Raw genomic sequence first — 22681 nt, forward strand, 5'->3', positions numbered from 1 at the left:
ACGGGCAGGTGTCCGGGGTTCAGCCGACGCCCGGCAGACCGAGCGAGAACCACGCCACGAGGGCGAGGACGGCGATCAGGCCCGCGGAGGACACGGCGGAGCGCAACCTAGGGTGCCGGAGGCCCCAGGGCACGAGCCGGGGCCAGCGGTCCGCGGCCTCCCGCGCCGTCACGCGCTCGAGGTGGGTGCGGGGCGCGCCCAGTGCCACGGCGACGTCCTCGAGGGCGCGGGCGTCCCACACCGCGCCGTCGAGGCCCAGGACCCGACGGCCCGAGCGGCCCGCGACCCACAGGTGGGGCCGGTCCCCCGCTCGCGGGGCGCCGGCCGACCGGTGCAGGGCTCCGATCGTGACGACGTGCTCCACCTCCGCGAGCGGCGTCGCGGCGAAGCCCACGGTCCGGGAGCGCAGGACGTGGCTGTCCGTGCGGACGACCAGCACGGGACGCAGCCGGACCCAGCACGCGGCGGCGGCGAGGAGCACGAGCGCGAGCACCACCACCGCGACGCCGGGGGCCGGCCGCCGCGCCCACAGGAACAGCACGAGCACCGCGCCCACCAGCAGCGGGCCCACGCAGGAGAGCAGGCGCCGGCCGTAGGAGCCCAGCCGGGGACGCAGCACGGCGCGGACGGGCCCGTACTTCTCGGGGACCTGGCGGACGGAGTCGGCCATGGGGAGTCAGCTCCAGACGGGAACGGCAACGGGGACGGGAACAGGGTCGGGGTCGGACGCGGGAAGGGGTGCGGCACGTAGCGTACCCGTCCGGGACGACCCGTGCCTTCCGGGCGGGCTTCTCCGGCCCGGTGCACGCGCAGGCCGGGAGCCGATCGGTTAGCGTGATCGGATGGAGTCCAACGTCCGCGTGCTGAAGGCCCTCGGGGCCTGGCTGTTCCTCGTGCTGCTCGGGGTGGCCGCCGCCGCCGTCACCATCGCCCTGGTCAACAAGTACATGTACGGTCCCGAGACGGACGTGCGGGCCTACTTCGAGGACCTGCGGGACGGGGACGGGGGCGAGGCCCTGGGGCTGCTCAACGCCCGCGTCCCCGACGCGAACGCGGCGATGCTCGACGGCGAGCCGCTGGAGGCCTCGGCCGAGGGCCTCGAGGACCTCGAGGTCTCCACCGTCTCGGACGACGGCGAGCGGGCCGTGGTGCGCGCGGACTACACCCTCGACGGCGAGCAGCACAGCTCCGAGTTCGCCCTGCACCCCGTGGACACCCAGTGGGGCTTCTTCACCGTGTGGGCGTTCGACGAGACCCCGCTGCCCACGGTGACGGTCAGCCTGCCGGGGGCGACCTCGGTGGACGTGAACGGCATGTCCGTGGCCCTGCCGGAGTCCTCCGGGGAGTTCTCCGCGTTCTTCCCGGGCGTCTACACGGCCTCCTACACGTCCGAGCTCGTGGCCGCCGAACCGGTGCGCACGGTGCTGACCGATCCGGGCCAGCAGGCGGAGATCGTCCTGGAGGCCCGGCCGACCGAGGCCCTCGAGCAGGAGGTGGACCGGCAGCTGAAGGAGCACCTCGACGGCTGCGCCGGGCAGAGCAGCCTCTTCCCGTCCGGCTGCCCGTTCTCCTTCGAGTTCGACGGGCGGGTCGCCGGGGACGTGGAGTGGACGATCGAGTCCTACCCGGACCCGGAGATCGTCGTGGGCTCCGAGGGCGGCGGGGGCTGGGCCCTGGAGCCCGCGCGGGGCACCGCGCGGATCGCCTTCGACTCCCTCGACCTGTTCACCGGGGACGTGGAACGGCTCGAGCGCACCGTGCCGTTCGAGGTCGCCGCCGACCTCACCATCGACGGCTCGACGGTGCGGGTCGCCCCGCGCGGCTGAGCCCGCCGCACGGGGCACCGCCCGGTCGCCCTCCGTCGGCCGGCGCCGCCCGGCCGGCCCTGCTCCGCCGTTCCACCCTGTCGGCACCGCTCCGCCGGCCGGGCTCGGTCGGGTCGACCCCGCTCAGTTGACGCCGCGCAGGTCCAGGACCAGTTCGGCCTCCCCCTCGGCGTCCAGCACGAAGGGGATGCCCCAGTCCTGCTGGTAGAGGTGGCACGCCGCGTGGTCGGGGATCTCCCCGCCCGGCTCGCCGTCGCACGCCGCGGCGCGCGCGGTGATGTGCAGGACGCCCTCGGTGACGCCGTCCGCCAGCACGAGCTGCCGGCGCAGGCCCTGGGCCGTGCCGGCGCCCTCGACGAGCGCCTCCTCGGGCGAGGACGAGATCTTCAGCTGCGTCGGGTCGCCCCACCGGTCGTCGAGCTTCTGTCCGGTCGGCGCCGCGAAGCGCACCTCGACCGCGAGCGCGCCCGGGGCGAGCCTCGTGCGCGCGCGCTGGGTCCGTGCGGCCCCCTCGTCGACGCGCTGGGCGGCGGCGGGGATCGGCACGCGCACCAGACGGTGGGCGTTGGCCTCGACGACGACGAGCAGCGGCTCCTCCCCCGAGACGTCCAGCAGCACGTCGGAGGGCTCGGCCAGGCCGCGGGCAAGGGTGGCCACCTGCCGGGTCCGGGGGTCGTAGTGGCGCACGGCGCCGTTGTAGGTGTCCGCCACGGCCACGGACCCGTCGGGCAGCTGGGCCACGCCGAGGCAGTGCTGCAGGCGGGCCCCGCCCGCGTCGCCGTCGCGGAAGCCGAAGTCGAACAGCCCCTCGCCCACGGCGGTCTCGACCGCGACGGCCCCGTCGTCGTCGAACCGGAGCACCCGCAGGGCGGAGGTCTCCGAGTCGGCGATCCACACGTTGCCCTCGTGGTCCTCCGCGAGCCCCGAGGACTGCGCGAACCACGCCTCGGCGGCCGACCCGTCCTTGAGGCCCTCGTCACCCGTGCCCGCGAGCACGGCGAGCCGGCCGGTCCGCGGGTCGAAGGAGAACAGCTGGTGGGTGCCCGCCATGGCCACCACGAGCCGGTCGGCCCGCGCGGACCACACGACGTCCCACGGGGAGGACAGCGCCACGTCCAGCGGGTCGGCGTCGGGGTCGATGTGGTTCGGGTCCGCCCCGCGGGCGCGCTCCTCGTCCAGCAGCCGCTGCACCCCGTTGCCGGCCACCGTGCGCACCTGCCCCGTGGCGAGGTCCACACCGCGGAGCCGGTGGTTGACGGAGTCGGCCACGACCACGTCATAGCCGGCCGCGGCGCGCACCTCCTCGGGCAGCAGGGTGAGCCCCTGGGGCTCGGTGAAGCGTGCGGTCCCCGGGTCGCCGTCCGCGTGGCCCTTCCCCGCGCCGATCACCCGCCGGACGGTCTCGAGGTCGTTGTCGAGCTGGACGAGGCGGTGGTGGCCCGTGTCGGAGACGAGGAACGAGCCGTCCGGCAGGGGCAGCACCTTGCCCGGGAACCGGAGGTCGCCCTCGGGCGCGGGCCGGGGCACGTACGGCCCGTCGCCGCGGTGCAGGGTGCCCCGGGCCTCGTGCTCGGCCACGAGCTCCTCCACGAGGGGGACGAGGCCCTGGACGTGGCCCTCCCCCGAGAGGTGGGCCACGATGTAGCCCTCCGGGTCCACGACCACGAGGGTGGGCCACGCACGGGCCGTGTAGGCGTCCCAGGTGGTCAGCTCGGGGTCGTCGAGCACGGGGTGGTGGACCTCGTAGCGGTCCACGGCGGCCGCGAGCGCGTCCGGGTCGGCCTCGTGCTCGAACTTCGGGGAGTGCACGCCCACCGTGACGAGGACGTCGGAGAAGCGCTCCTCGAGGGGGCGCAGCTCGTCGAGCACGTGCAGGCAGTTGATGCAGCAGAAGGACCAGAAGTCCAGGACCACGACCTTGCCGCGCAGCGCGGCGAGGTCGAGGTCCTTGCCGCCGGTGTTGAGCCAGGTGCGGCCCTGCAGCTCGGAGGCGCGGACGCGGGAGGTGAGGCGCATGGGTGGGGATCCTTTCGGGGCGGAGCGGGACGGGGCGGAGCGGTGTGGAGCGGGACGGGGCGGAGCGGTGTGGAGCGGAACGGTGCGGAGCGGCAGGGTGTGGAGCGGGACGGGGCGGGCCGGATCGGGCCGGATCGGGCCGGGAGGTGGGACGGGCGGCCGGGCCTCAGCGCCGGGCGGCGCGGTCGTCGCGCTCCGCGAGCCCGGCCATCATCTCGTTGTAGGCCTTGAGCTCGGCGTCGTCCGTGCGGTCGGCCTTGCGGTCCGCACGGCGGTTCTCCTTCGTGCCCTCCATCGCCCACATGATCGCGACGACGACGGCGACGACGACGGTGGGGAACTCGCCGATCCCCCACATGAGGGCTCCGCCGAGCTGCTGGTCCTCGATCGCGGTGCGACCCCAGTCCCGGCCGGTGTTGCCGAACCAGGAGGCCTGCAGCAGGGTGTCGGAGCCCATGAGCGCCACCCCCACGAAGGCGTGGTAGACCATCGTGGCCAGCAGCAGCACGAGCCGCATCATGTGGCCAGGGCGGTACGGGATGGGGTCCACGCCGATCAGCACGAGCATGAACAGGTACCCGGTGATCAGGAAGTGCACGACCATGAGCACGTGGCCCACGTGGTAGTGCAGCGTGAAGTGGAACAGCGGGGTGAAGTAGAAGACCACGATGGACCCGGCGAAGTTCACGGCGGCGAAGATCGGGTGGGTCACTACCTTCCCGAACCCGGAGTGCACGAGCCGCAGGATCCACTCGCGGGGCCCGCGGGTGCCGTCCGGGCGGGACTCCAGGGCCTTGAGCAGCAGGGTGACCGGCGCGCCCAGGACCAGGAAGATCGGCACGACCATGGTCAGCGCCATGTGCTCGACCATGTGCGCCGAGAACAGGACCCGGCCGTAGACGGCGAAGCCGCCCGAGGTGATGAAGAACAGCACCCCGACCCCGGTGAGCCACGAGAGGGTGCGCAGCACGGACCAGGAGTCCCGGCGCCCGCGCACGCGCGCGAACGCCCACAGGTAGACGACCGCGAGGAACACGCACACCGCGAGCCACAGCCAGTCGACGCGCCACGTGGTGAACCACGAGGCCGCGGTGGGCTCGGGCGGCAGCTCGTACCAGGTCAGGATCAGCGCCGGGGACGCGTCCGGGGCGATCTCCTCGGGCACCGGCGGGGCCGTCCGGGACAGGGCCACCGCGACGCCCATGACGGCGCCCATCACCAGCAGCTCCCCCAGCACGAGCTGCCACACGGCGCGGCGGGCCGTGAGCCGGCCGGCCTCGAGCGCGGGCACCAGCCACCGGCGGTGGGCGAGGCCCGCGAGGCCCAGGCCCAGCGTCAGGACGAACTTGACCATCACGAGCCACCCGTAGCCGCTGAAGAGCTGCTCCCAGGAGCCGATGCGCACGGCCGCGTTGACCGTCCCGGAGAACAGGACGAGGAGGAAGGCGCCGAGGGCGACCGCGGAGAAACGGCGCAGGACCACCGCCGCGATCGGCACGCGCCGCCGCGAACCGGCCGACGGACGGCCCCGGGTGGCGCCCTCGGGCAGGGTGCCGGTGCCGGCGTCCGGGGCGCTCAGCTGCGGGGAGAGCCAGGCGAGCACCACGAGCCCTCCTGTCCACAGCCCCGCGCCGAGCAGGTGCAGGCCCAGGGAGTTGACGGCGCCCATGTGGTCGTTGCCACCGGCGGAGTGCCCGTTGAGGGCCATGGCGACGAGGGTCGCGCAGGACAGGGCCAGGGTCAGCAGCAGCCCGAGCAGCGCCCGGATCCCGAAGACCAGCGTGGTGACGACGGCGGCCACCACGACGATCGCCGCCTGGGCCTGCCCCGTGGGGATGTCCGTGGTGTAGTGCAGCAGCTGCTGGGTGTAGGTCTCGTCCCCGCCCACGGGCACGCCCGCGACGTCTGAGTAGGACAGGACGAGCACGGCCACGGCGGCCACGGTCCAGACCACGGCCGCGGCCTCGGCGAGGCGCATCGTGCTGCTGAACAGGGGGTGCTCGGGGGCGGCCGCCCGGTCCCGGGCGCCCCGGCGGCGCCCGTCGAGGGTGGTCGGCACGACGCCCACCGCGAACAGCAGGGCGCCCATGACCACCACCAGCGCGCCGTTGTGCACGAGCTCGGCGGCGGGCAGCCCCCAGCGGACCAGTGCCCCGGGGTCGGCGGCGAGCCGGGCCGCGCCGGACCCGGTCCACAGCATCGCCACGACGAGCGATGTGAGGGCCACGACGGGCACGGCCGCGAGCCACCAGGGGTCGACCCCCCGGGCGCCCGGCCGGGCGGCGGTGCCGTGGTCGGCGCGCTCGGCCGTCCTCGAACTCATGATCAGTCTCCTTCATCCGCCCCACGACGACGGGGCGGCCCGTCTCCATTGTCCCTCTCCGCGCGCGCTTGCCCGTGCGCGTGTGCCGGACCCCACAGGGGCGGGCCTCAGTCCCCGAAGAGCACGTCGCCCACGAACCCTCCCTCGGCGCAGCCCGGGGGCACGGCGAAGACCGCGGACCCCACTGGCGTGGTCCAGGCGTTGAGCATGTCCAGCTCGTCGAGCCGGCGCTGGATCGGGACGAACTGGCGGTCGACGTCCGAGCAGTACGCCGCGAAGACCATCCCCGCGTCGCTGACCCCTCCGGTGGTCGCGCCGCGTCCCCGCGTGCCCGAGGCGTCCGCGACGGGCAGGTCGTAGTTGTAGGCCCTCCGGTGGATCCGCTCCCGGGGGTCCTCCGAGCGGGAGCGGCGCACGTGGGCGTAGTCGGCGATGACGGGGAAGCCCAGCGGGCCCCGCAACGCGAGATCCGGCTCGTCGTGCTCGGCGCCGCCCGTCAGCGGGGCGCCGTCGCGCAGGCGCCGCCCGACGGCGTCCTCGCGCGCCGGTGTGTCCGCCTCGTCCCAGGTGTCCAGGTTCATGGCGATCCGGCGGACGACCAGAGACGTGCCGTCCTGGATCCACGGCGGAAAGCCGTCCCGGCCGTGGACCACCCGCTCGAACTCCGCGCTGCCGGCCCGGGGGATGACGGTGCCGTCCACCTGGCCGAAGAGGTTGCGCATGCTCTGCCCGTCGGGGCCGGAGCCGACGGTGTGCCGGAAGCCGTCCTGCACCCAGCGCACGGCGAAGGAGCGGGAGTCCTTGAGCAGCACCCGCTGGGCGTGCGCGACGGTCAGCCGGTCGTCGGCGCAGAACTGCAGCAGCAGGTCGCCGTCGCTCCAGCGCTCCTCGAGCCGGTCGATCGAGAACGACGGCAGGGGGCGAAGCCAGGCCGGCGCTCGGTCCGGGGCGACCAGTCCGAGCAGCCGCGGCCCGAGGCCGAGGGTGACCGTGAGCCGCGCGGGGTTCACGGTGAGCCCCGGCTCCTGGTCGGCGACCGGAGCCCGGCCCTGGGTCAGGGTGGCGGCGTCCTCGGAGAGCACCCGCAGCAGGCGCCGCACCGCGTCCCGGGTGGTGTCCCGGTGGAGGTCAAGCGCCACGAAGGCGGCGAAGGCCTGGGGCGCGGTCGCCACCCCGGCCTGCCGGGGCCCGTGGAAGGGCTCCGTGGCCTGCCCGTGCCCCTGCGCCGCCGCCCGGTCCGCCTGCGGTGCCGGGGCGAGGGCCCCGGCGCGGCGGGCCGGCTCCAGGCCGAGGGCCGACGCGGCGCCGACGCCGGCGGGGCCGCCCGCCACGAGCAGGCGCCGCCGGTTCAGGCCACGGGCCTCACCCACGGCAGCCCGGCAGGTCCGCCGCCGGCACGGAACCGGCGGGCGGCCCCGTGCCGCTCCGGGTCGTGTGGTCCCCGGTGTGCCCCCCGCTGTCACCCGGGTTGTCGCCCTGGCTGTGCCCCTCGCCGTGGCCCGGGTCGTACTCCTCCTGGGCGCCCGCGTAGTCGCGGACGGCCGCCGTCAGCGTCTGCTCGGCCCCGTCCTCGAAGCGCAGGACGAGCCCGAGCTCGTCCCCGGCACGGAGCTCGCACCGCAGGTCCAGGAGCATGATGTGGTCCGCCCCGGGCTCGAGGGCGTAGGACTCCCCCGGCGCGATGCCGACCGGGTCCTGCATCCGCTGCATGACCCTGCTGCCGGTCTCGGGGTCGAGCACGGTCTCGTGCAGCTCGACCGCACCGGCGACGCCCTCGGCGGACGCGCCGGTGAGCACGACCGGGGCGTCGCCCTGGTTGACCAGGGTGCCGAAGACCCCGGTCATGCCCCCGGCGGAGCCCGCCTTCGCCCAGGGCTGCTCCACGGTGAGCGGCTCCGGCGCGGCGGTGCCCCCGGCGTCGTGCGGGGACGGGCTGCCGGAGGCGGACGTGGACGCGGCGGCCGGTGCCACCTCCTGGGCGGAGGACGTGCACCCCGTGAGCGCGATGGCGCCGACGGCGAGGACGGTGGTGCGCAGCAGCGCGGTGGGCAGGGAGACGGACAAGGAGGTGGGCACGGGTGCTCCTGGATCGTGGGAAAAGGACGCGCGGAGAGGGGTGCGCGGCGCGAGGCGCGCGGAGAGGGGTGCGCGGAGACGGGTGCGCGGAGAGGGGTGCGCGGCGCGAGGCGCGCGGAGAGGGGTGCGCGGCGGACCCGGGGCGCAGCGAGCGCCCGGCGGGTGGCGGGTCGGACGGTGCAGGACCGGGACGGTCCCGGCCGGTTCAGCCCTTGCGGCGCCGGCTGGAGACGAGGCTCACCAGGCCGAGCACGGCGAGGGCCACGACCCCGCCGGCGACGGCGACGAACCAGAGCGGGACGTCCCCGGACGAGGCACGGTCCGCGGCGTCCTGGGCGCGCTGGGCGGAGTCCTCCACCGCGGCGCTCGGCTGCGCCGTGGGCTCGCCGCCGGAGCCGACGTCGTAGCTGAACGTCCCCTCGATGGGGTGCCCGTCGCTGGAGACGACCCGCCAAACGACGCGGTAGGTCTCGTCCTCCGTCCCGGCGCCGCTCAGGGGCTGGACGATCCGGTTCCCCTCCGGCTCGAGCGGGCCCTCCGTCACGGAGCGCCCCTCGGAGTCGGTGACCAGGACCTGGTGGCCGATGTCCATGACCTCGCCGGAGAAGGTGAGCTCGAGCTCCTCCGGCGCGGTGGTCAGGACGGAGTCGGGCTCGGGCGAGACGGCGGTGAGCTCGTCATGCGCGGAGGCGGGCAGCAGGGGCAGGACCGTGAGAGCACCGGCAGCCAGCAGGGCGGCGGTGCGTCGGATGGTGGGCGTGGGCATGAGGTCTCCTCGGGGGCCGGGCGGTGATGGGCCGGGCGGTGATAGGCCGGGCCGCCGGGCCGGGACGGCCGGGCGGCGTGCTCGGGCCGTCAAACCTCCTGCCGGGGTCCGCGGCCCGGGCGGCGCCCCGCGACCGGCCGGCTCAGCCGGTGGGCAGCGTGGCGGGTACCGGGAGGAGGACCGGCAGCAGGGGTCGACGGCGGGCGCGCGGCGGGCCGCGGTGGGAGCGCACGGGACGCAGCAGCGTCTGATCGGTCAGCACGTGCGGGCGCCCGGCCCGCACGGCGCGCGGACGGCCGACGACCACGGGGGCCGGCGGAAGCTGCCGCCGGCGGCGCACGCGCAGCCGGAGCGCCTCCAGCAGGACCACGGCCGCGACCTCGCCGTGGCGCATGAGCACGTAGGCGGCCAGCCCGGCCAGCACGTGGGAGACGAGCATCGCGGTCCCGCCGTGCCCGGCGTGGAACTGGACCTCCAGCACGAGGGCGGGACCGGTCCCGTGCTGAGCGGCGTGTTCCAGGGAGGGGTGGGTCGTGCCGGCCACCGTGCCGACACCTCCGGAGCCCGCGAACAGGGCATGCAGCACGGACTGGCTGAGCAGCACGCCCAGCAGCAGGGACGACCGGAAGAGCACCCGGCCGGCGAGGGCCATGCACAGCGGCCCGGACAGGGCCAGGGAGAGGAGCACGAGCACCGCGGGCGGGGCCTGCCCGCCGGCGGCCGAATGGGAGAGCACGGCGGCCGAGGTGGCGATGGACGCTCCGGCCCAGCCGCGGGCGAGGCGCCGTGCACGTGGGCTCACGCCGCACCTCCCGTCTCGTCGCCGGCCGCTCGGCTCGGCGCTCCCATTATGCGCACGGCCCCCGGGGCCGGACCAATTGCGCCCCCGCGGGCACGCTGCCGGTCACGCCCGGGGGCTCGGCGCCTCCCGCAGGACCCGGGGACGCCGAAGGGGCGGCCCCTGTGCGGGGGCCGCCCCTTCGGACGAAGCCATGGGACAGGTCCGGAACGGACCCGCGGGTGTCCTTACTTCTTGGACACAGCCGCCTTGAGCTTGGAACCAGCGGTCAGCTTGACGCCGTGGCCGGCCGGGATCTCGATGGTCTCGCCGGTCTGCGGGTTGCGGCCCGTGCGGGCGGCACGATCGGTGCGCTCGACGGCCAGCCAGCCCGGGATGGTGATCTTCTCACCGGCGGAGACGGACTCCTCGAAGACCTGGAACATCGCGTCCAGGACGCCGTTGACGGCGGCGTTGGTGGTGCCGGCCTTCTCGGCGACCTCTGCGACGAGTTCACTGCGGTTCTTAGCCATGTTCATGTCCTCCTGGACTTGGGGTCGTGGGGAAGCGCGGCACGGGGGACCGATCGCGCTCCTGCGTCAGAAATTACCAGCTGGACTTGGTGATGCCGGGCAGTTCGCCGCGGTGAGCCATGTCGCGGAACCGGACGCGGGAGATGCCGAACTTCTGGAGGGTGCCGCGGGGGCGGCCGTCGATCTGGTCCCGGTTGCGCAGCCGGACCGGGGAGGCGTCGCGGGGCAGCTTCTGCAGGCCCAGGCGGGCCTCCTCGCGGGCCTCGTCGGTGGCGTTCTCGTCGACGAGGGTCTTCTTGAGCTCGGCACGCTTCGCGGCGTAGCGCGCGACGACGACCTTGCGCTGCTCGTTCTTGGCGATCTTGGACTTCTTGGCCATGGATTCAGCGCTCCTCGCGGAAATCGACGTGCTTGCGGACGACCGGGTCGTACTTCTTGAGCACCATGCGGTCCGGGTCGTTGCGACGGTTCTTGCGGGTCACGTAGGTGAAACCGGTGCCGGCGGTGGACTTCAGCTTGATGATGGGACGAACGTCCTTGTCCTTGGCCATGCTAGATCTTCTCCCCACGTGCGAGAATGTCGGTCACGACGGAGTCGATGCCACGGGCGTCGATGACCTTGATGCCCTTGGCACTGACGTTGAGCGTCACGCTGCGGCGCAGCGACGGAACCCAGTACCGCTTCTTCTGGATGTTCGGGTCGAACCGGCGCTTGGTACGGCGGTGCGAGTGCGAAATGCTGTGCCCAAAGCCCGGCTGAGCTCCAGTCACCTGGCAGTGCGCTGCCATAGTGTTCTCCTCCAATGTTGACGAAATGACGGCACGCAGTGGGTGCCGCAGATGATCACTCAGCTGCGGCAACGGGCGTCCCGCCACCTTCAGAATTGCCACCGTTCGCCAACCGGGCCCTCTCGTAAGGCCCGCGGCCGGAACCGGCGAAGGCCTCGCCACGATGAAGACGGTGAAGATCAAGGTGCCGGAAGGTGGACTCCACCACACGACAGCCTTGAAGTCTAGGCCCGGACGGACTTCCCCGCAACCTGACGTCAGGTGTGACCAGCTTCGGGTCAGTCTACCGGCTCCCCGCACCCCCGCAAACCGGGGGATCCCCCGGTCAGCCCCGCCGGAGCGGCCCGGCGCCGGGGTCGCGGCCCTCCGGGTGCCGGCCGTCGATCGCCGTGCACCCGTGGTGGCGGGCGGTCGGGGCGGCGGGCGGGGTACGGGGCGCGGGGTCCGCGCCGCCGGCGGGGTCCACCGCGCGCAGCGGGCTCACGCGCGCGCCCCCGGCGCGGGTGCCGCCGCCTCGTGGCGGGTCTCGGGACCGGCGGGGAGCACCGGGCGCGGGAGCAGCGTCGTGTACCCCGGGTGGCGGGCGGCGACCGTGTCCCCCGAGGAGGTCCCGCGCAACCGCCGCCCGATCCAGGGCAGCAGGTACTCGCGGGCCCAGTGGAGGTCCTCCTTCAGCACGCCCGGGCTCGCCGTGACCGGCAGCCGGTCGGCGGGCGGCAGCTCCAGGGCGTGGTCCACGCTCAGCAGCTCGAGCACTCCGGCGGCCACGTGCGTGTGCCCGGCGGTCGACATGTGCAACCGGTCCACCGCCCAGTAGCGCCAGTCCTGCAGGGTGCGCATCCGCCAGTAGTCGAGGACCAGGCACCCGTGCCGGTCGGCGATCTCCCGGACGTGCTCGTTGTAGAGCGCCTGCCGGGGGCGGGTCCAGGACGTGGGGGCGTCCCGGCCGGGGTCGAAGGCCGTGAACACCACCACCTGGGCGCCGGAGCCCCGCAGCCGGGCGACCGCCTGCTCGTAGACCTCCATGAGGGCGTCCACGTCCGCCCGGGGGCGCAGCATGTCGTTGCCGCCGGCGTAGAGGCTCACCAGGGTCGGCTCCAGGGCCAGGCACGCCTCCAGCTGCTCCTCGACGATCCCGCGGAGCAGCCGCCCCCGGACCGCCAGGTTCGCGTAGCGGGTGTCCGGGTGGACCGCGGTCAACTGCTCGGCCACGAGGTCGGCCCAGCCGCGCACCCCGTTGGGGCGGGCCGGGTCGGGGTCGCCCACGCCCTCGGTCATGGAGTCGCCGAGGGCCACGTAGCGGATGGGCGGTGCGGGCGGCACGGCGGGCGGGTGGGACGTCGTCGGCTCCGTCATGCGGTGTCCTCTCGGTTCAGGGCAGGGGGATGCCGCGGGCGCGGTCGCGGGGTCCGGTCAGGGCGCCGTGCGGTCGGTGTGCCGGGGCTGCTCGGGCTCCCCCACCGGCCGGAAGCGGGACCGGTTGCCGAGCGCCTCGTTGACCGCGCGCACCAGGGAGTTCGCCCGGGGGTTGTCCGGCAGCTGCTCGATCAGCACCGGATTGCCCGACTGGTCGGCCAGGGGGACGCGCCAGTTGGGGTACTCGTCCCCCGTGCCCGGCTGGTTCTGCATCCGGCGCTCGCCGACGGCGTCCACGAGGGAGACGTTGAACAGCAGCGCCGGGGACTGCGCGAGGTAGCGGTGCAGCGCCTCGACCAGGCCCTGCTCGTCCGTGGCGTCCCCGTCGGGGAGCAGCCCGTCCGCGGCGACGGCCGCGAAGAACGTGTCGAGCTGCCGGCGGGCCTCGGCCCGCTCCTCCTCCACGGGCCGGGCCAGCAGGCCGAGCTCCTCGCGCACGTCCACCTGCACGCCCTCCAGGAAGCCCGCCGTGGGCGGGAAGTCGTGGGTGCTGACCGAGGCCATGCTCAGCTCCCGGTACTGCGCCGGTGGGAGGGGCTCGTCGCCGTCCACCTCGAACCAGAGGATCGACGTCCCCAGCACGCCGCGCTCCGCGAGGTACTCCCGCACCCACGGCTCGAGGGTGCCCAGGTCCTCCCCGACCACCACCGCCCCGGCGAGCTCCGCCTCGAGCGCGAGGATGCCGACCATCGCCTCGTGGTCGTAGTAGACGTAGGCGCCCTCCGAGGCCTCCTGGCCGTCCGGGATCCACCACAGCCGGAACAGGCCCAGGACGTGGTCCACCCGGATGCCGCCGGCGTGCCGGAAGATCGTGCGCAGCATGTCCCGCCAGGGCAGATAGCCCGCCTCGGCCAGGCGCTCGGGGTGCCACGGGGGCTGGGACCAGTTCTGGCCCTTCTGGTTGTACATGTCCGCGGGCGCGCCCACGCTGACACCCAGGGCCAGCACGTCCTGGAGCGTCCACGCGTCGGCGCCCTGCTTGTGCACGCCCACGGCGAGGTCGTGGATCACGCCGATGTCCATCCCGGCCAGGTGCGCCGCACGCTGGGCGGCCTCTAGCTGCTCGTCCAGCAGCCACTGCATCCACACGTGGAAGTCGATCCTGCCGGACAGCCGGGTCCGCGCCTCCACCGCGTACGGGGCGTCCGGGCCCGCGGCGACGTCGTCCCACTCGGGGGCGTCCTCGCCGAGCTCCTCCCGCAGCGCGCACCAGAGGCCGAAGTCCTGCAGGCCCTGCCCGCCCTCGGCCACGAACCGGCGCAGCTGCTGCTGGCGGTGCGGGGAGCGGCGGACGGTGAACAGCAGCTCGAGGCTCTTCAGCTTCGCCGCGTAGGCCTTGTCCCGGTCGATGGTGCTGGTGTCGAGGTTGTCCTTGCGCTGGATCGCGGCCAGCGTGTTGACCACCTCGAGGTCGGCCGGGCGCAGGTAGGCGTACTCGGGGACCTCGGCGATGCGCAGGTAGAGGGGGTTGAAGAAGCGGCGGCTGGTCGGCAGGTACGGCGAGGGCTCCACCGGCGGGGCGGGCTCGGCGGCGTGCAGCGGGTTGACCAGCAGGTAGTCCGCCCCCTGCTCCCCCGAGATCGCGGCGAGGCTCGCGAGGTCCGAGGCGTCGCCCACGCCCCACGACCGCCCGGAGGTCACCGAGTAGATCTGCGCCATGTAGCCCCAGCGGTGCCGGCCGTGCAGCCGGTCGGTGCTGGACAGGCGCCGCGGGGTCACGGCCAGCGGGGTCGTGACCGCGCGTCCGCCCTCGACGTCGGGGCACTCGGCGCGGACCTCGTACCAGCCCACGGCGAGGCTCTCGGGCACCTCGAAGGTGGCCTGGCCGGTGAGGACGCCGTCCACGTCGCGCGGGGAGCGCCAGTTGTCGACCTGGGGTGCGGTGGCCCGTGCGCCGTCCTCCGCCACGAGGGTCACGCGCACCGTGGAGCCGTGCGGGACGTGCACCGCGAAGCGGGTGCGCTCCCCGGCGACGGCGACGACCACGGGCGGCAGGACGCGCCGCCAGGGCGCCAGCTCCCGCTGGGCGAGGCACGCCTCGATCGCGGCGTCGTCGCCGGCATCCGCGCCCAGCGCGTCGAGCACGGCGCGCAGCGTCGGCTCCGGGACCTCCCGCTCCTGTCCGTCGAACCCGGAGTAGGTCGTGGAGACGCGGTAGTCCTCGGCGAGCCGGCGCAGCGCGCCGTCGGTGGTGGTGGTGTCGGCCATGGCCCCCACTCTAGCCATCAGCGCGGCCGGAGCCGCAGGCTGCTGATGATCCGCGCGGCTACGCCAGGGTGCGGGCGACGTCGATGACGAAGCGGTACCGCACGTCCGAGGCGACCACCCGGTCGTAGGCGGCGTCGACGTCGTCGGCGCCGATCAGCTCGATCTCGGACTCCACGCCGTGCTCCGCGCAGAAGTCGAGCATCTCCTGGTGCTCGGGCAGCCCGCCGACCATCGACCCGGTGAGCACGCGCTGCCGGCTGATCAGGGCGCCGGGGCGGACGCTGTACGGCTCGGAGGGCAGTCCCACGGAGCACAGCACGCCGTTGACCCGCAGCAGGGACAGGTACTGCTCGATGGGCAGGTCCGCGGAGACGGTGTTGAGGATCAGGTCGAAGCGGCCCTTGTTGCGCTCGAAGGTCTCGGGGTCCTTCGTCGCCCAGTAGTCGGTCGCACCGAACGCCAGACCGTCCTCCTCCTTGGACAGGCTCTGGCTCAGGACGGTGACCTCGGCGCCCATGGCCGCGGCGATCTTCACGGCCACGTGGCCGAGCCCGCCCATGCCCAGGACGGCGACCCGCCGGCCCGGCCCGACGCCCCAGCGCTTGAACGGGGCGTACGTGGTGATCCCGGCGCACAGCAGCGGGGCGGCCCGGGCGGGGTCGAGGGCCTCGGGGACGCGCAGGACGAAGCGCTCGTCGACCACGATCGCGCCGCTGTAGCCGCCCCTGGTGGCGGCGCCGTCGGCCTGGGGCGTGTTGTAGGTGGCCGTCACGCCCTCCGTGCAGAACTGCTCCTGGCCGTCGGCGCAGTGCTCGCACCGGCCGCAGGAGTCGACGAAGCAGCCGACGCCGACCGTGTCGCCGGGCGCGAAGCCGGTCACGGCCTCCCCGACGGCGCTGACGCGGCCGACGATCTCGTGCCCCGGGGTCACGGGGTAGTGCGTGCGGCCCCACTCGTCGCGCGCGACGTGGATGTCGGAGTGGCAGATGCCGGCGAAGTGGATCTCGATCTCGACGTCGCCCGGGCCCACCGGGCGGCGCTCGATCGTGGTACGGCGGAAGCCGGAGTCGGCGGAAACCGCCTCGAGGGCGGGGACGGTGGTCATGGGGTGCTCCTGTCGTGGTGCGGTTGCCGCCCGGCGGAGATCACGGGGCGGAGGTCGTGCGGTCAGGACGGCCGGCGCCGGGCCGGTGCGCTCACCAGGCCCGGGCGACGAGCTCGTAGGACCGGGCGCGCACCTCGGGGTCGTGGGCGTAGCTGTTGAGCATCAGCTCGTCGGCGCGGGTGATCTCCACGATCTGCTCGAGGTCGGCGACCACCTGTTCGGGCGTGCCGACCGCCGAGACGGCGAGGTGCTCCTGCACCATGCCCGCCTCCGCCGCGGTGAGCTCGACGCGCTCGACCGGCGGCTGGAGCGGCCGGCGGTCGTTGCGGGCGATCCCGCGGACCAGCAGCTGGTGGGTGCTGAACTGGCGCCGCGCCTCCTCGTCGGTGCCGGCGGCGAGGACGTTCGCCGCGACCATCACGTGCGGGCGCTCGACCGTGGCCGTGGGGGCGTCGGGGTCGAAGCGCTGCCGGTACAGGGCGATGGCGTCCATGATCATGGCCGGGGCGAAGTGGGAGGCGAAGGCGTAGGGCAGGCCGAGCCGGGCGGCGACCTCCGCGCCGCCCGTCGAGGAGCCGAGGATCCACAGGGGAACGTCCGTCCCCCGGGCCACGGACGCCCGGACGACCTCCTGCTCCTGGCCGCCGAACAGCCGCACCAGACGGCGCACGTCGGCCTCGAAGGTGTCGTGGCCGGCGTGCCCCCGCCGCAGCTCGAGGGCGGTGCGCATGTCGGTGCCCGGGGCGCGGCCCAGACCCAGCTCCACGCGGCCGGGGTAGAGGTTGGCGAGCGTGCCGAAGGCCTCGGCCACGGTCAGGGGGACGTGGTTGGGGAGCATGATCCCACCGGAGCCCACCCGCAGGCGCTCCGTGGCGGCGAGCGCCTGCCCGATGAGCACCGCCGTGGCGGAGGACGCGAACGCCTCCGTGTTGTGGTGCTCGGCGTACCACAGGCGCGTGTAGCCGGACGCGTCGAGCCGGCGGGCGAGGTCCACCGCCTCGCGGAGGGCGTCCGCGGCGGAGCGGCCCTCCGACAGGGGCACGAGGTCGAGGGCGGACAGCGGGACGCGGGGCGTGGCGGGCAAGGGCTGGGCTTCTTTCGTCGGGAGGACACGTTGGGGTTCGGTGGCGGCAACACCCCGGGCCGGGCTCCTTATTCCGGGCGTGCTCCCGGGAGTTGCCCTGCTCACACGCCCGCCACGACCGGACCCGGGTGGGGCACCATGGGAGCATGACGACTTCCCCGGCCCCCGTCCCCTCCCCGCCCACGCCCGCCCACGAGCTGCCCGCGCCCGGACCGGGGTGGACCCCGGCGTGCGTGGTCTTCGACTGCGACGGCATCCTTATGGACACGGAGGCGAACTGGGCGCAGGTCCAGCGACTCGTGTCCGAGAGCTACGGGCTGGAGTACACCGAGGCCCTGGAGCGCCGGATGATGGGCTGGTCCGCGGCGGACGTCGCCACGGCGATCGCGGAGGCCGCGCAGGCCGACCGTGCCACGGTCTACGCCGACGTGCTCCGCACCGAGGAGGAGACGCTGAGGGGGCAGATCGTGCCCCTCCCGGGCGCGCTCGAGACGGTGCGCGCGTTCGCGGAGCGACTGCCCGTGGCCGTGGCCAGCAACTCCACGAGCACGATCCTCGGCGTGAAGCTCGAGCAGGCCGGCTTCGTCCCCCACCTCAGCACGTGGGTGTCCTCCGAGGACGTGCCGCACGGCAAGCCGGCCCCGGACATCTACGCCGAGGCCGTGCGGCGGCTGGGCTTCGCCCCCGGAGAGGCCCTGGCCGTGGAGGACTCCGTGGTGGGCGCGACCTCGGCCGTGGCGGCAGGGCTGGTGGTCGTGGCCGTGCCGTCGGTCCCGGGCGGGGACCCCGTGCCCGCGCACCACCGAGCGGCGGCGCTGACGGACCCCGCCTTCCGGGAGCTCATGACCCGCTGGCTGGGCTGAGCGCCGGGACCGATCAGCGGTTCCAGATCCCGTAGGTCTGCGCCAGCTCGGAGACCTTGCGGGCCCGGGCCAGGCGCGGCAGGTAGCTGCCGTCGCCCACGACGTGCCCGGAGTCGTGCTGCGTGATGAGCTCGCGCGCCCAGGTGATCTCCTGCTCGCTCGGGGCGAGGTTGCGGTTGATCCCGTCCGTCTGCTGCGGGTCCAGGCACAGCTTGCCCGTCATGCCCATGGACTGCGTCACGGCGCACGCCTCGGCGAGCCCCTCCTCCGAGGCGCCCAGGGTCGGTCCGTCGATGGGACCGGGCAGCTCCCCCACCCGGGAGGCCACGACGAGGCTCGAGCGCGCGAACGCCAGCGCCATGGGGTCCGCGCTGACACCGGTGTCCCGGCGGAAGTCGCCGACCCCGAAGGCGAGCCGGAACACCCCGGGGGCACGGGCGATGTCGTTGGCGTTCATGATCCCCACGGCCGACTCGATGAGCGCCACGACGGGGGTGCCGGCGGGAGCCATCATGGCCGTCTTGGTGATGTGGTCGGGGTGCTCCGTCTTCGCCAGCATGATGCCACGCAGGTGGCCGACCCGGCTGAGCGCGGCCAGGTCCTGCTCCCAGTACGGGGTCGTGATGTCGTTGATCCGCACCCACGCGCTGGCCCCGGCCTCGAAGGCCTCCACGACGTTCCGCCGGGCCTGGTCCTTGCCGTCGGCGGGGATGGCGTCCTCGATGTCGAACACGACGGAGTCCGCCTCGGACGCGAGCGCCGCCGGGAAGACGGAGGGGTCGGCGGCCGAGGTCAGCAGCCAGGAGCGGGACAGGCGGGCGGGCAGCGCGGCGGCGCGCTGGTTGCGGTAGGGGGCCATGGGAGGGTCCTTTCCGAGAGGAGGGCGGCGGGGACGGGAGGCCCCTGGGCGCCCGATCCCGCGGGCGGGCCCGGGCCGTAGGAGCTGTCCAGTCTAGGCGGCGCGCCGATCCGGCGGAACGCTCAGACGGTCAGGGGCGTGTGACGTCCGTCAACCCGTTCCCCCGGCCGCACGGGACCCGGCGCGGTCCCCGCGCCGAAGGGCGAGCCGCCGAGGGCCTCCCGGCCGTGCGCGGACACCCAGTTGTCCAGGTCGGGGCCCACGGGCACGATCTGCGAGGGGTTGATGTCCTCGTGGACCACGAAGTAGTGCTGCTTGATCTGCTCGAAGTCCACGGTGTCGCCGAAACCGGGGGTCTGGAAGAGGTCCCGGGCGTAGCCCCACAGGTGGGGCATCTCGGTGAGCTTGTTGCGCGAGCACTTGAAGTGCGAGTGGTAGACCGGGTCGAAGCGCACCAGGGTGGTGAACAGCCGCACGTCCGCCTCGGTGATGTGCTCGCCCATGAGGTAGCGGCGGGTGGCGAGGCGGTCCTCGAGCCAGTCCATGGCGGCCCACAGCCGCTCGTAGGCCTTCTCGTAGGCCCGCTGGGAGCCGGCGAAGCCGCACCGGTAGACCCCGTTGTTGACCTCGGTGTAGACGCGCTGCATGACCTCGCGCATCTCGTCCTCGAGGTCGGCCGGCCAGAGGTCGGGCGCGCCCTCGCGGTGGAAGGCGCCCCACTCCTTGGCGAGGTCCTCCGTGATCCGGGGGAAGTCGTTGGTCACCACCTGGCCGCTCGCGATCTCCACGACCGCCGGCACGGTGATCCCCCGCGGGTAGTCGGGGTAGCGGGCGAAGTAGGCCTCCTGGAGCCGCTCGATGCCCAGCACCGGGTCCCTGCCGTCGGCGTCGAGGTCGAACGTCCACGAACGGACGTCGTGGACGGGACCGGGCAGTCCGACCGACAGGGCGTCCTCGAGCCCCAGGAGCCGTCGCACGATGAGGGTCCGGTTGGCCCAGGGGCAGGCCCGCGCGGCGACGAGCCGGTACCGGCCGGCCTCGACGGGCCAGGCCCGCGCCCCCTCGGGCACGTCGGCGTGCGCCGGGTCGCGGACGATCCGGTCCTCGATGTAGGCGGTGTCCCGGGTGAACTCCTCGCCGGGATGCACGTAGGCGCCGGCGGTGCTGTGCTCGGACCGCTGGGTGCTGCGCTGTGACATGGTGGCTCCTCGAGGTGCGGCGGGACGGGACGCCACCGGCCGGACGGTGGTCGGCGGCGGGACGGCCGCACCTCCCGTCCCCCGTTTTTGATGATATGTCAATCACAGGAGGGGCGCCAGGGGAGGTCCCGTCGGAGGCGAGGTCTACAGTAGAGGCGTCCAGCACCCTCCCACCACGGAACAGCCCGCTCATGAGCACCCACGGCAACGAGCCCGAGTACGGCCGGCGACTCCCCCCGCAGCACGTCCCGCCCCGGGCGGACCGCAGGGGCGCGGCCTCCCCGCGGGCCGCGCGCCGGATGGCGCGGGGGCTCTCCTTCACGCTCGTGATGCTGGGCCTCCTGCTGGGCGGCGGACTCACCGCCGTCGGCCACGCGTGGGGCTGGGCCGTCGGAGCACTGCTCGTCCTGCCCGGGCTCGCAGGGTTCGCCGTCGTCCAGGCCCAGTTGCACCCGGCCCTCCGGGACACCTCGGTGCCCCCGCTGCGGAGCCGCTCGAAGCTGTGGCTCATCCCCTCCGCCCTCCTGCTGCTCGGCCTCCTGCCCCTCGCCGGGGTGTTCGCGGTCCAGCCGCTGCTGGCCGGCACCACCGGCGCGGACCTGGCCGACGAGTACGTCAGCGTCCTGGTCGTCTCGGGGATGACCTTGGTCGTGGCCGCGGGCCTGGGCTTCGGCCTCGTGGCCATGGCCTCCTTCACGCCGGTCGACGACGACGGCTCCCCCCTGCGCCCCACCGGGTACGCCGAACGGCTCCGGCGGCCCGTGCGCGGACCCGGGGACCACTACGACTCGGAGTGGATCCATCGCCGTCCGGCGCGGTACGGCCCTGGCACCGGCGACCGCCCCGACCTGCCCGACACCCCGCCGGAGGACGTGCCCGGGAATTGACATTTGTTGACATGTCAATTTATAGTGGGGGTTTTCCCGCGCCACGAGAGGACCGCCGCATGAGCCACCCGGAGACCGACGAGGTCAACTGGCTGTCGGACGAGGAGCAGCGCGTCTGGCGCGGCTTCCTGGCCCTGAGCCGCGGCATGCAGACCGCGGTGGACCGGCAGCTGTCCCGGGACAGCGCGCTGTCCGGCTCGGAGTACGAGGTCCTCGTCCAGCTGTCGGAGAGCAGCGCCGGCGTGGTCCGCTCCCGCGACCTGCTCCACGAGCTCGGCTGGGAGCGCAGCCGCCTGTCCCACCTGCTCTCCCGCATGGCCCGGCGCGGGCTGCTCGAGCGGCTGCCGTGCGACAGCGACGCGCGCGGACTCGACGTGCGGATCACCCCGGAGGGGCGGCGTGCCATCGAGGCCTCCGCCCCCGGTCACCTCGAGCTGGTGCGGGCGGCGCTCATCGACCACCTGACCCGGGAGGAGATGGACGCACTGCTGTCCGTGTCCGGCAAGGTGCTTCCCCGCCTCGAGGAACTGGGGCTGTGCTGACGCCGGCCCGCTGAGCCGCCCGCCGGCCGGGACCCGCCCTGAGCCGGGACTGCCCCCGGACAGGGGACAGGCCCTGCCGCATGGGGGGATCGGCAGGGCCTGTCCGGCATCCCGATCGGGGGAATGGGACACCACACGTCGGCAGGAATCATCCGGAGGCAGATGGGGGGATCACCTCCGGGCCAACGCCGACGACAGATTTACCTTAGACCCAGTGATCTGCATGAGCAAGCCGACTGTGCGTTTTGTGTCCTCGACGGTCCCGGGGGTCCCGGAGACGGCCGCGGGAGTGCTCGGCACCGCGCTCGACCCGCCCGCTCCGAGCGCGGGAAAGCCCCCGCCGGCCCCGGCCGGCGGGGGCGCTCCCCGGTCCACCGCGGGTGTCGCGCCCGCGCGTGGGGTCCCTACTTGGTCTGGCCCTCCTTGGCGAGGACGTAGTCGTAGACGACCTCTTCCCCCTCGCCGCCGTCGGTGCGCGGGGCCGGGTCGAGCATCAGCTCGGGCTTGACCGCCGAGGCGATGTCGTCCTCGTTGTGCGGGTCGCCGGGGAAGTACAGCTGCTGGGTGACCAGCTGGTACCCGGGCGCGGAGACCTTGATGTGGATGTGCGCCGGGCGCCACGCGTGCCAGCCGGCCGCACTGATGAGCTGCCCGCAGGCCCCGTCGGTGGGGATCTGGTACGGGGCCGGGCGCTTGGTGTTGATCTCGAAGCACCCGTTCTCGTCGGCCTGCACGGCGCCGCGGAACAGCCACTCGGGCAGCTCGGGGGCGTACTGGGAGTAGAAGCCGTTGGCGTCGGCGTGCCAGATCTCCACCTGGGCACCCTGCAGGGGGTTGCCGTCGGTGTCGGTGAACCGGCCCTTGAACAGCAGCGGGGTGCCCGGCTCGTCGGCGCGCATCTGCAGGGTCGCCGGGGTGGGCAACACCGGGGAGTCCGGCACGTAGTAGGGGCCCTCGATGGTGCCCACCGCACCCGGGCGCTCCTGCGAGTTGACGTCCTCGATGGTGTGCTCCAGCCACACGTCCAGGAACAGCGGCCACTCCCCGTCGGTGCCGACCTTGATCAGCCACGCCTTCAGCGCGTTGTACTCCTCGTAGGTGACCTGGTGGGCGACCGCGATGTCGTTGATCGCCTTGATCGCCGCGCCGGCCAGCAGGGACACCCGCTCCTTCGGCACGTCCAGCTTCGCCAGCTTGCCCGAGGCGGTGAACCGCTCGGTCGCCTTGGACCCGGCCTCGACCGCGGTGCCCTCGTTCTCCTTGCGCGTTGCCGCGTGGGTCTCCGTCATGGTGTTCTCCACATTCCTCGTTGAACGGTGATCAGGGACGCCCGTCGTGCCCATCGCTCCCGATGCAGCTCGCGGCCCCCAGCTCGGGGCCTCCGGCTGTGACACCGGACACGTCGACGTCT

23 protein-coding genes are annotated in these 22681 nt (G+C 74.0%); 4 read left to right on the forward strand and 19 right to left on the reverse strand.

Annotation, left to right across the window (positions count from 1 at the left end; translation table 11 throughout):
* Positions 1-19: 19 nt before the first annotated feature.
* On the reverse strand, positions 20-670 hold the full coding sequence (locus ACYVM4_RS13470; RefSeq protein WP_368821298.1) for a hypothetical protein: 651 nt from the start codon (positions 668-670) through the stop codon (positions 20-22).
* A 172-nt stretch (positions 671-842) separates the two neighbouring features.
* Here ACYVM4_RS13470 and ACYVM4_RS13475 point away from each other — a divergent pair, with 172 nt between their 5' ends.
* Positions 843-1826, forward strand: a complete 984-nt coding sequence (locus ACYVM4_RS13475) for a zinc ribbon domain-containing protein (RefSeq protein ID WP_460668866.1) — start codon at positions 843-845, stop codon at positions 1824-1826.
* Between the two features lie 123 nt (positions 1827-1949).
* Here ACYVM4_RS13475 and ACYVM4_RS13480 read toward each other — a convergent pair whose 3' ends face one another.
* The 15 genes from ACYVM4_RS13480 to ACYVM4_RS13550 all read right to left on the reverse strand — a co-directional run bounded on the left by ACYVM4_RS13480 (position 1950) and on the right by ACYVM4_RS13550 (position 16920).
* Complete coding sequence (locus ACYVM4_RS13480) at positions 1950-3842, reverse strand: NHL domain-containing thioredoxin family protein (protein ID WP_460668867.1); 1893 nt, start codon at positions 3840-3842, stop codon at positions 1950-1952.
* A 166-nt stretch (positions 3843-4008) separates the two neighbouring features.
* Positions 4009-6165: a cytochrome c oxidase assembly protein gene (locus tag ACYVM4_RS13485; RefSeq protein WP_460668868.1), complete on the reverse strand. Its 2157-nt coding sequence runs from the start codon at positions 6163-6165 to the stop codon at positions 4009-4011.
* A 107-nt stretch (positions 6166-6272) separates the two neighbouring features.
* The gene (locus tag ACYVM4_RS13490) at positions 6273-7535 is read right to left on the reverse strand and encodes a Dyp-type peroxidase (protein WP_460668869.1); all 1263 of its coding nucleotides are present in this window, start codon (positions 7533-7535) and stop codon (positions 6273-6275) included.
* The gene (locus tag ACYVM4_RS13495; protein ID WP_460668870.1) at positions 7528-8241 is read right to left on the reverse strand and encodes a copper chaperone PCu(A)C; all 714 of its coding nucleotides are present in this window, start codon (positions 8239-8241) and stop codon (positions 7528-7530) included. The genes ACYVM4_RS13490 and ACYVM4_RS13495 overlap by 8 nt, the downstream gene beginning before the upstream one ends.
* Before the next feature lie 205 nt (positions 8242-8446).
* Positions 8447-9007 (reverse strand): copper resistance CopC family protein, encoded by a 561-nt coding sequence (locus tag ACYVM4_RS13500; RefSeq protein WP_460668871.1) that lies wholly within the window; start codon positions 9005-9007, stop codon positions 8447-8449.
* Positions 9008-9149: 142 nt separating this feature from the next.
* Positions 9150-9809, reverse strand: a complete 660-nt coding sequence (locus tag ACYVM4_RS13505; RefSeq protein ID WP_460668872.1) for a hypothetical protein — start codon at positions 9807-9809, stop codon at positions 9150-9152.
* 224 nt (positions 9810-10033) lie between these two features.
* Positions 10034-10318, reverse strand: a complete 285-nt coding sequence (locus tag ACYVM4_RS13510) for an HU family DNA-binding protein (RefSeq protein WP_031282576.1) — start codon at positions 10316-10318, stop codon at positions 10034-10036.
* A 73-nt stretch (positions 10319-10391) separates the two neighbouring features.
* Complete coding sequence (rpsN, locus tag ACYVM4_RS13515; protein ID WP_368821291.1) at positions 10392-10697, reverse strand: 30S ribosomal protein S14; 306 nt, start codon at positions 10695-10697, stop codon at positions 10392-10394.
* 4 nt (positions 10698-10701) lie between these two features.
* Entirely contained in the window at positions 10702-10869 is a 168-nt protein-coding gene (gene rpmG, locus ACYVM4_RS13520; protein WP_017832642.1) for a 50S ribosomal protein L33, read from the reverse strand.
* A 1-nt stretch (position 10870) separates the two neighbouring features.
* Positions 10871-11107: a 50S ribosomal protein L28 gene (rpmB, locus tag ACYVM4_RS13525; RefSeq protein WP_017832643.1), complete on the reverse strand. Its 237-nt coding sequence runs from the start codon at positions 11105-11107 to the stop codon at positions 10871-10873.
* A gap of 325 nt (positions 11108-11432) precedes the next feature.
* Complete coding sequence (locus ACYVM4_RS13530) at positions 11433-11591, reverse strand: hypothetical protein (protein ID WP_460668873.1); 159 nt, start codon at positions 11589-11591, stop codon at positions 11433-11435.
* Complete coding sequence (locus tag ACYVM4_RS13535) at positions 11588-12463, reverse strand: SGNH/GDSL hydrolase family protein (RefSeq protein ID WP_460668874.1); 876 nt, start codon at positions 12461-12463, stop codon at positions 11588-11590. Before ACYVM4_RS13535 ends, ACYVM4_RS13530 begins: the two co-directional genes overlap by 4 nt.
* A gap of 57 nt (positions 12464-12520) precedes the next feature.
* Positions 12521-14731 carry a 4-alpha-glucanotransferase gene (gene malQ, locus ACYVM4_RS13540; protein WP_368821288.1) on the reverse strand — a complete coding sequence of 737 codons (2211 nt, stop codon included), beginning with the start codon at positions 14729-14731 and terminating at the stop codon, positions 12521-12523.
* A gap of 58 nt (positions 14732-14789) precedes the next feature.
* On the reverse strand, positions 14790-15836 hold the full coding sequence (locus ACYVM4_RS13545) for an NAD(P)-dependent alcohol dehydrogenase (RefSeq protein WP_460668875.1): 1047 nt from the start codon (positions 15834-15836) through the stop codon (positions 14790-14792).
* Positions 15837-15927: 91 nt separating this feature from the next.
* The gene (locus ACYVM4_RS13550) at positions 15928-16920 is read right to left on the reverse strand and encodes an LLM class flavin-dependent oxidoreductase (protein WP_368821286.1); all 993 of its coding nucleotides are present in this window, start codon (positions 16918-16920) and stop codon (positions 15928-15930) included.
* Between the two features lie 146 nt (positions 16921-17066).
* Between ACYVM4_RS13550 and ACYVM4_RS13555 the strand changes: the two genes are divergently transcribed.
* A complete protein-coding gene (locus ACYVM4_RS13555; protein ID WP_368821285.1) occupies positions 17067-17783 on the forward strand; it encodes an HAD family hydrolase in 717 nt (238 codons plus the stop codon).
* 13 nt (positions 17784-17796) lie between these two features.
* On the opposite strand, the gene ACYVM4_RS13560 is transcribed toward ACYVM4_RS13555, so the two are convergent.
* Together ACYVM4_RS13560 and ACYVM4_RS13565 are read right to left on the reverse strand one after the other, a co-directional pair.
* Positions 17797-18642, reverse strand: a complete 846-nt coding sequence (locus ACYVM4_RS13560) for an HpcH/HpaI aldolase/citrate lyase family protein (RefSeq protein ID WP_368821284.1) — start codon at positions 18640-18642, stop codon at positions 17797-17799.
* A 122-nt stretch (positions 18643-18764) separates the two neighbouring features.
* Entirely contained in the window at positions 18765-19841 is a 1077-nt protein-coding gene (locus ACYVM4_RS13565; RefSeq protein WP_460668876.1) for a glutathione S-transferase family protein, read from the reverse strand.
* A gap of 191 nt (positions 19842-20032) precedes the next feature.
* On the opposite strand from ACYVM4_RS13565, the gene ACYVM4_RS13570 reads away from it, so the two are divergent.
* Positions 20033-20728, forward strand: coding sequence for a hypothetical protein (locus ACYVM4_RS13570; protein WP_460668877.1), 696 nt, complete (start codon positions 20033-20035; stop codon positions 20726-20728).
* A gap of 59 nt (positions 20729-20787) precedes the next feature.
* Positions 20788-21270 carry a MarR family winged helix-turn-helix transcriptional regulator gene (locus ACYVM4_RS13575; RefSeq protein WP_368821281.1) on the forward strand — a complete coding sequence of 161 codons (483 nt, stop codon included), beginning with the start codon at positions 20788-20790 and terminating at the stop codon, positions 21268-21270.
* Positions 21271-21674: 404 nt separating this feature from the next.
* Here the strand turns inward: ACYVM4_RS13575 and catA are convergent, their stop codons facing one another.
* Positions 21675-22559 carry a catechol 1,2-dioxygenase gene (catA, locus tag ACYVM4_RS13580; RefSeq protein ID WP_460668878.1) on the reverse strand — a complete coding sequence of 295 codons (885 nt, stop codon included), beginning with the start codon at positions 22557-22559 and terminating at the stop codon, positions 21675-21677.
* Between the last annotated feature and the right edge of the window lie 122 nt (positions 22560-22681).

It is taken from the genome of Kocuria himachalensis (genome assembly GCF_054784195.1).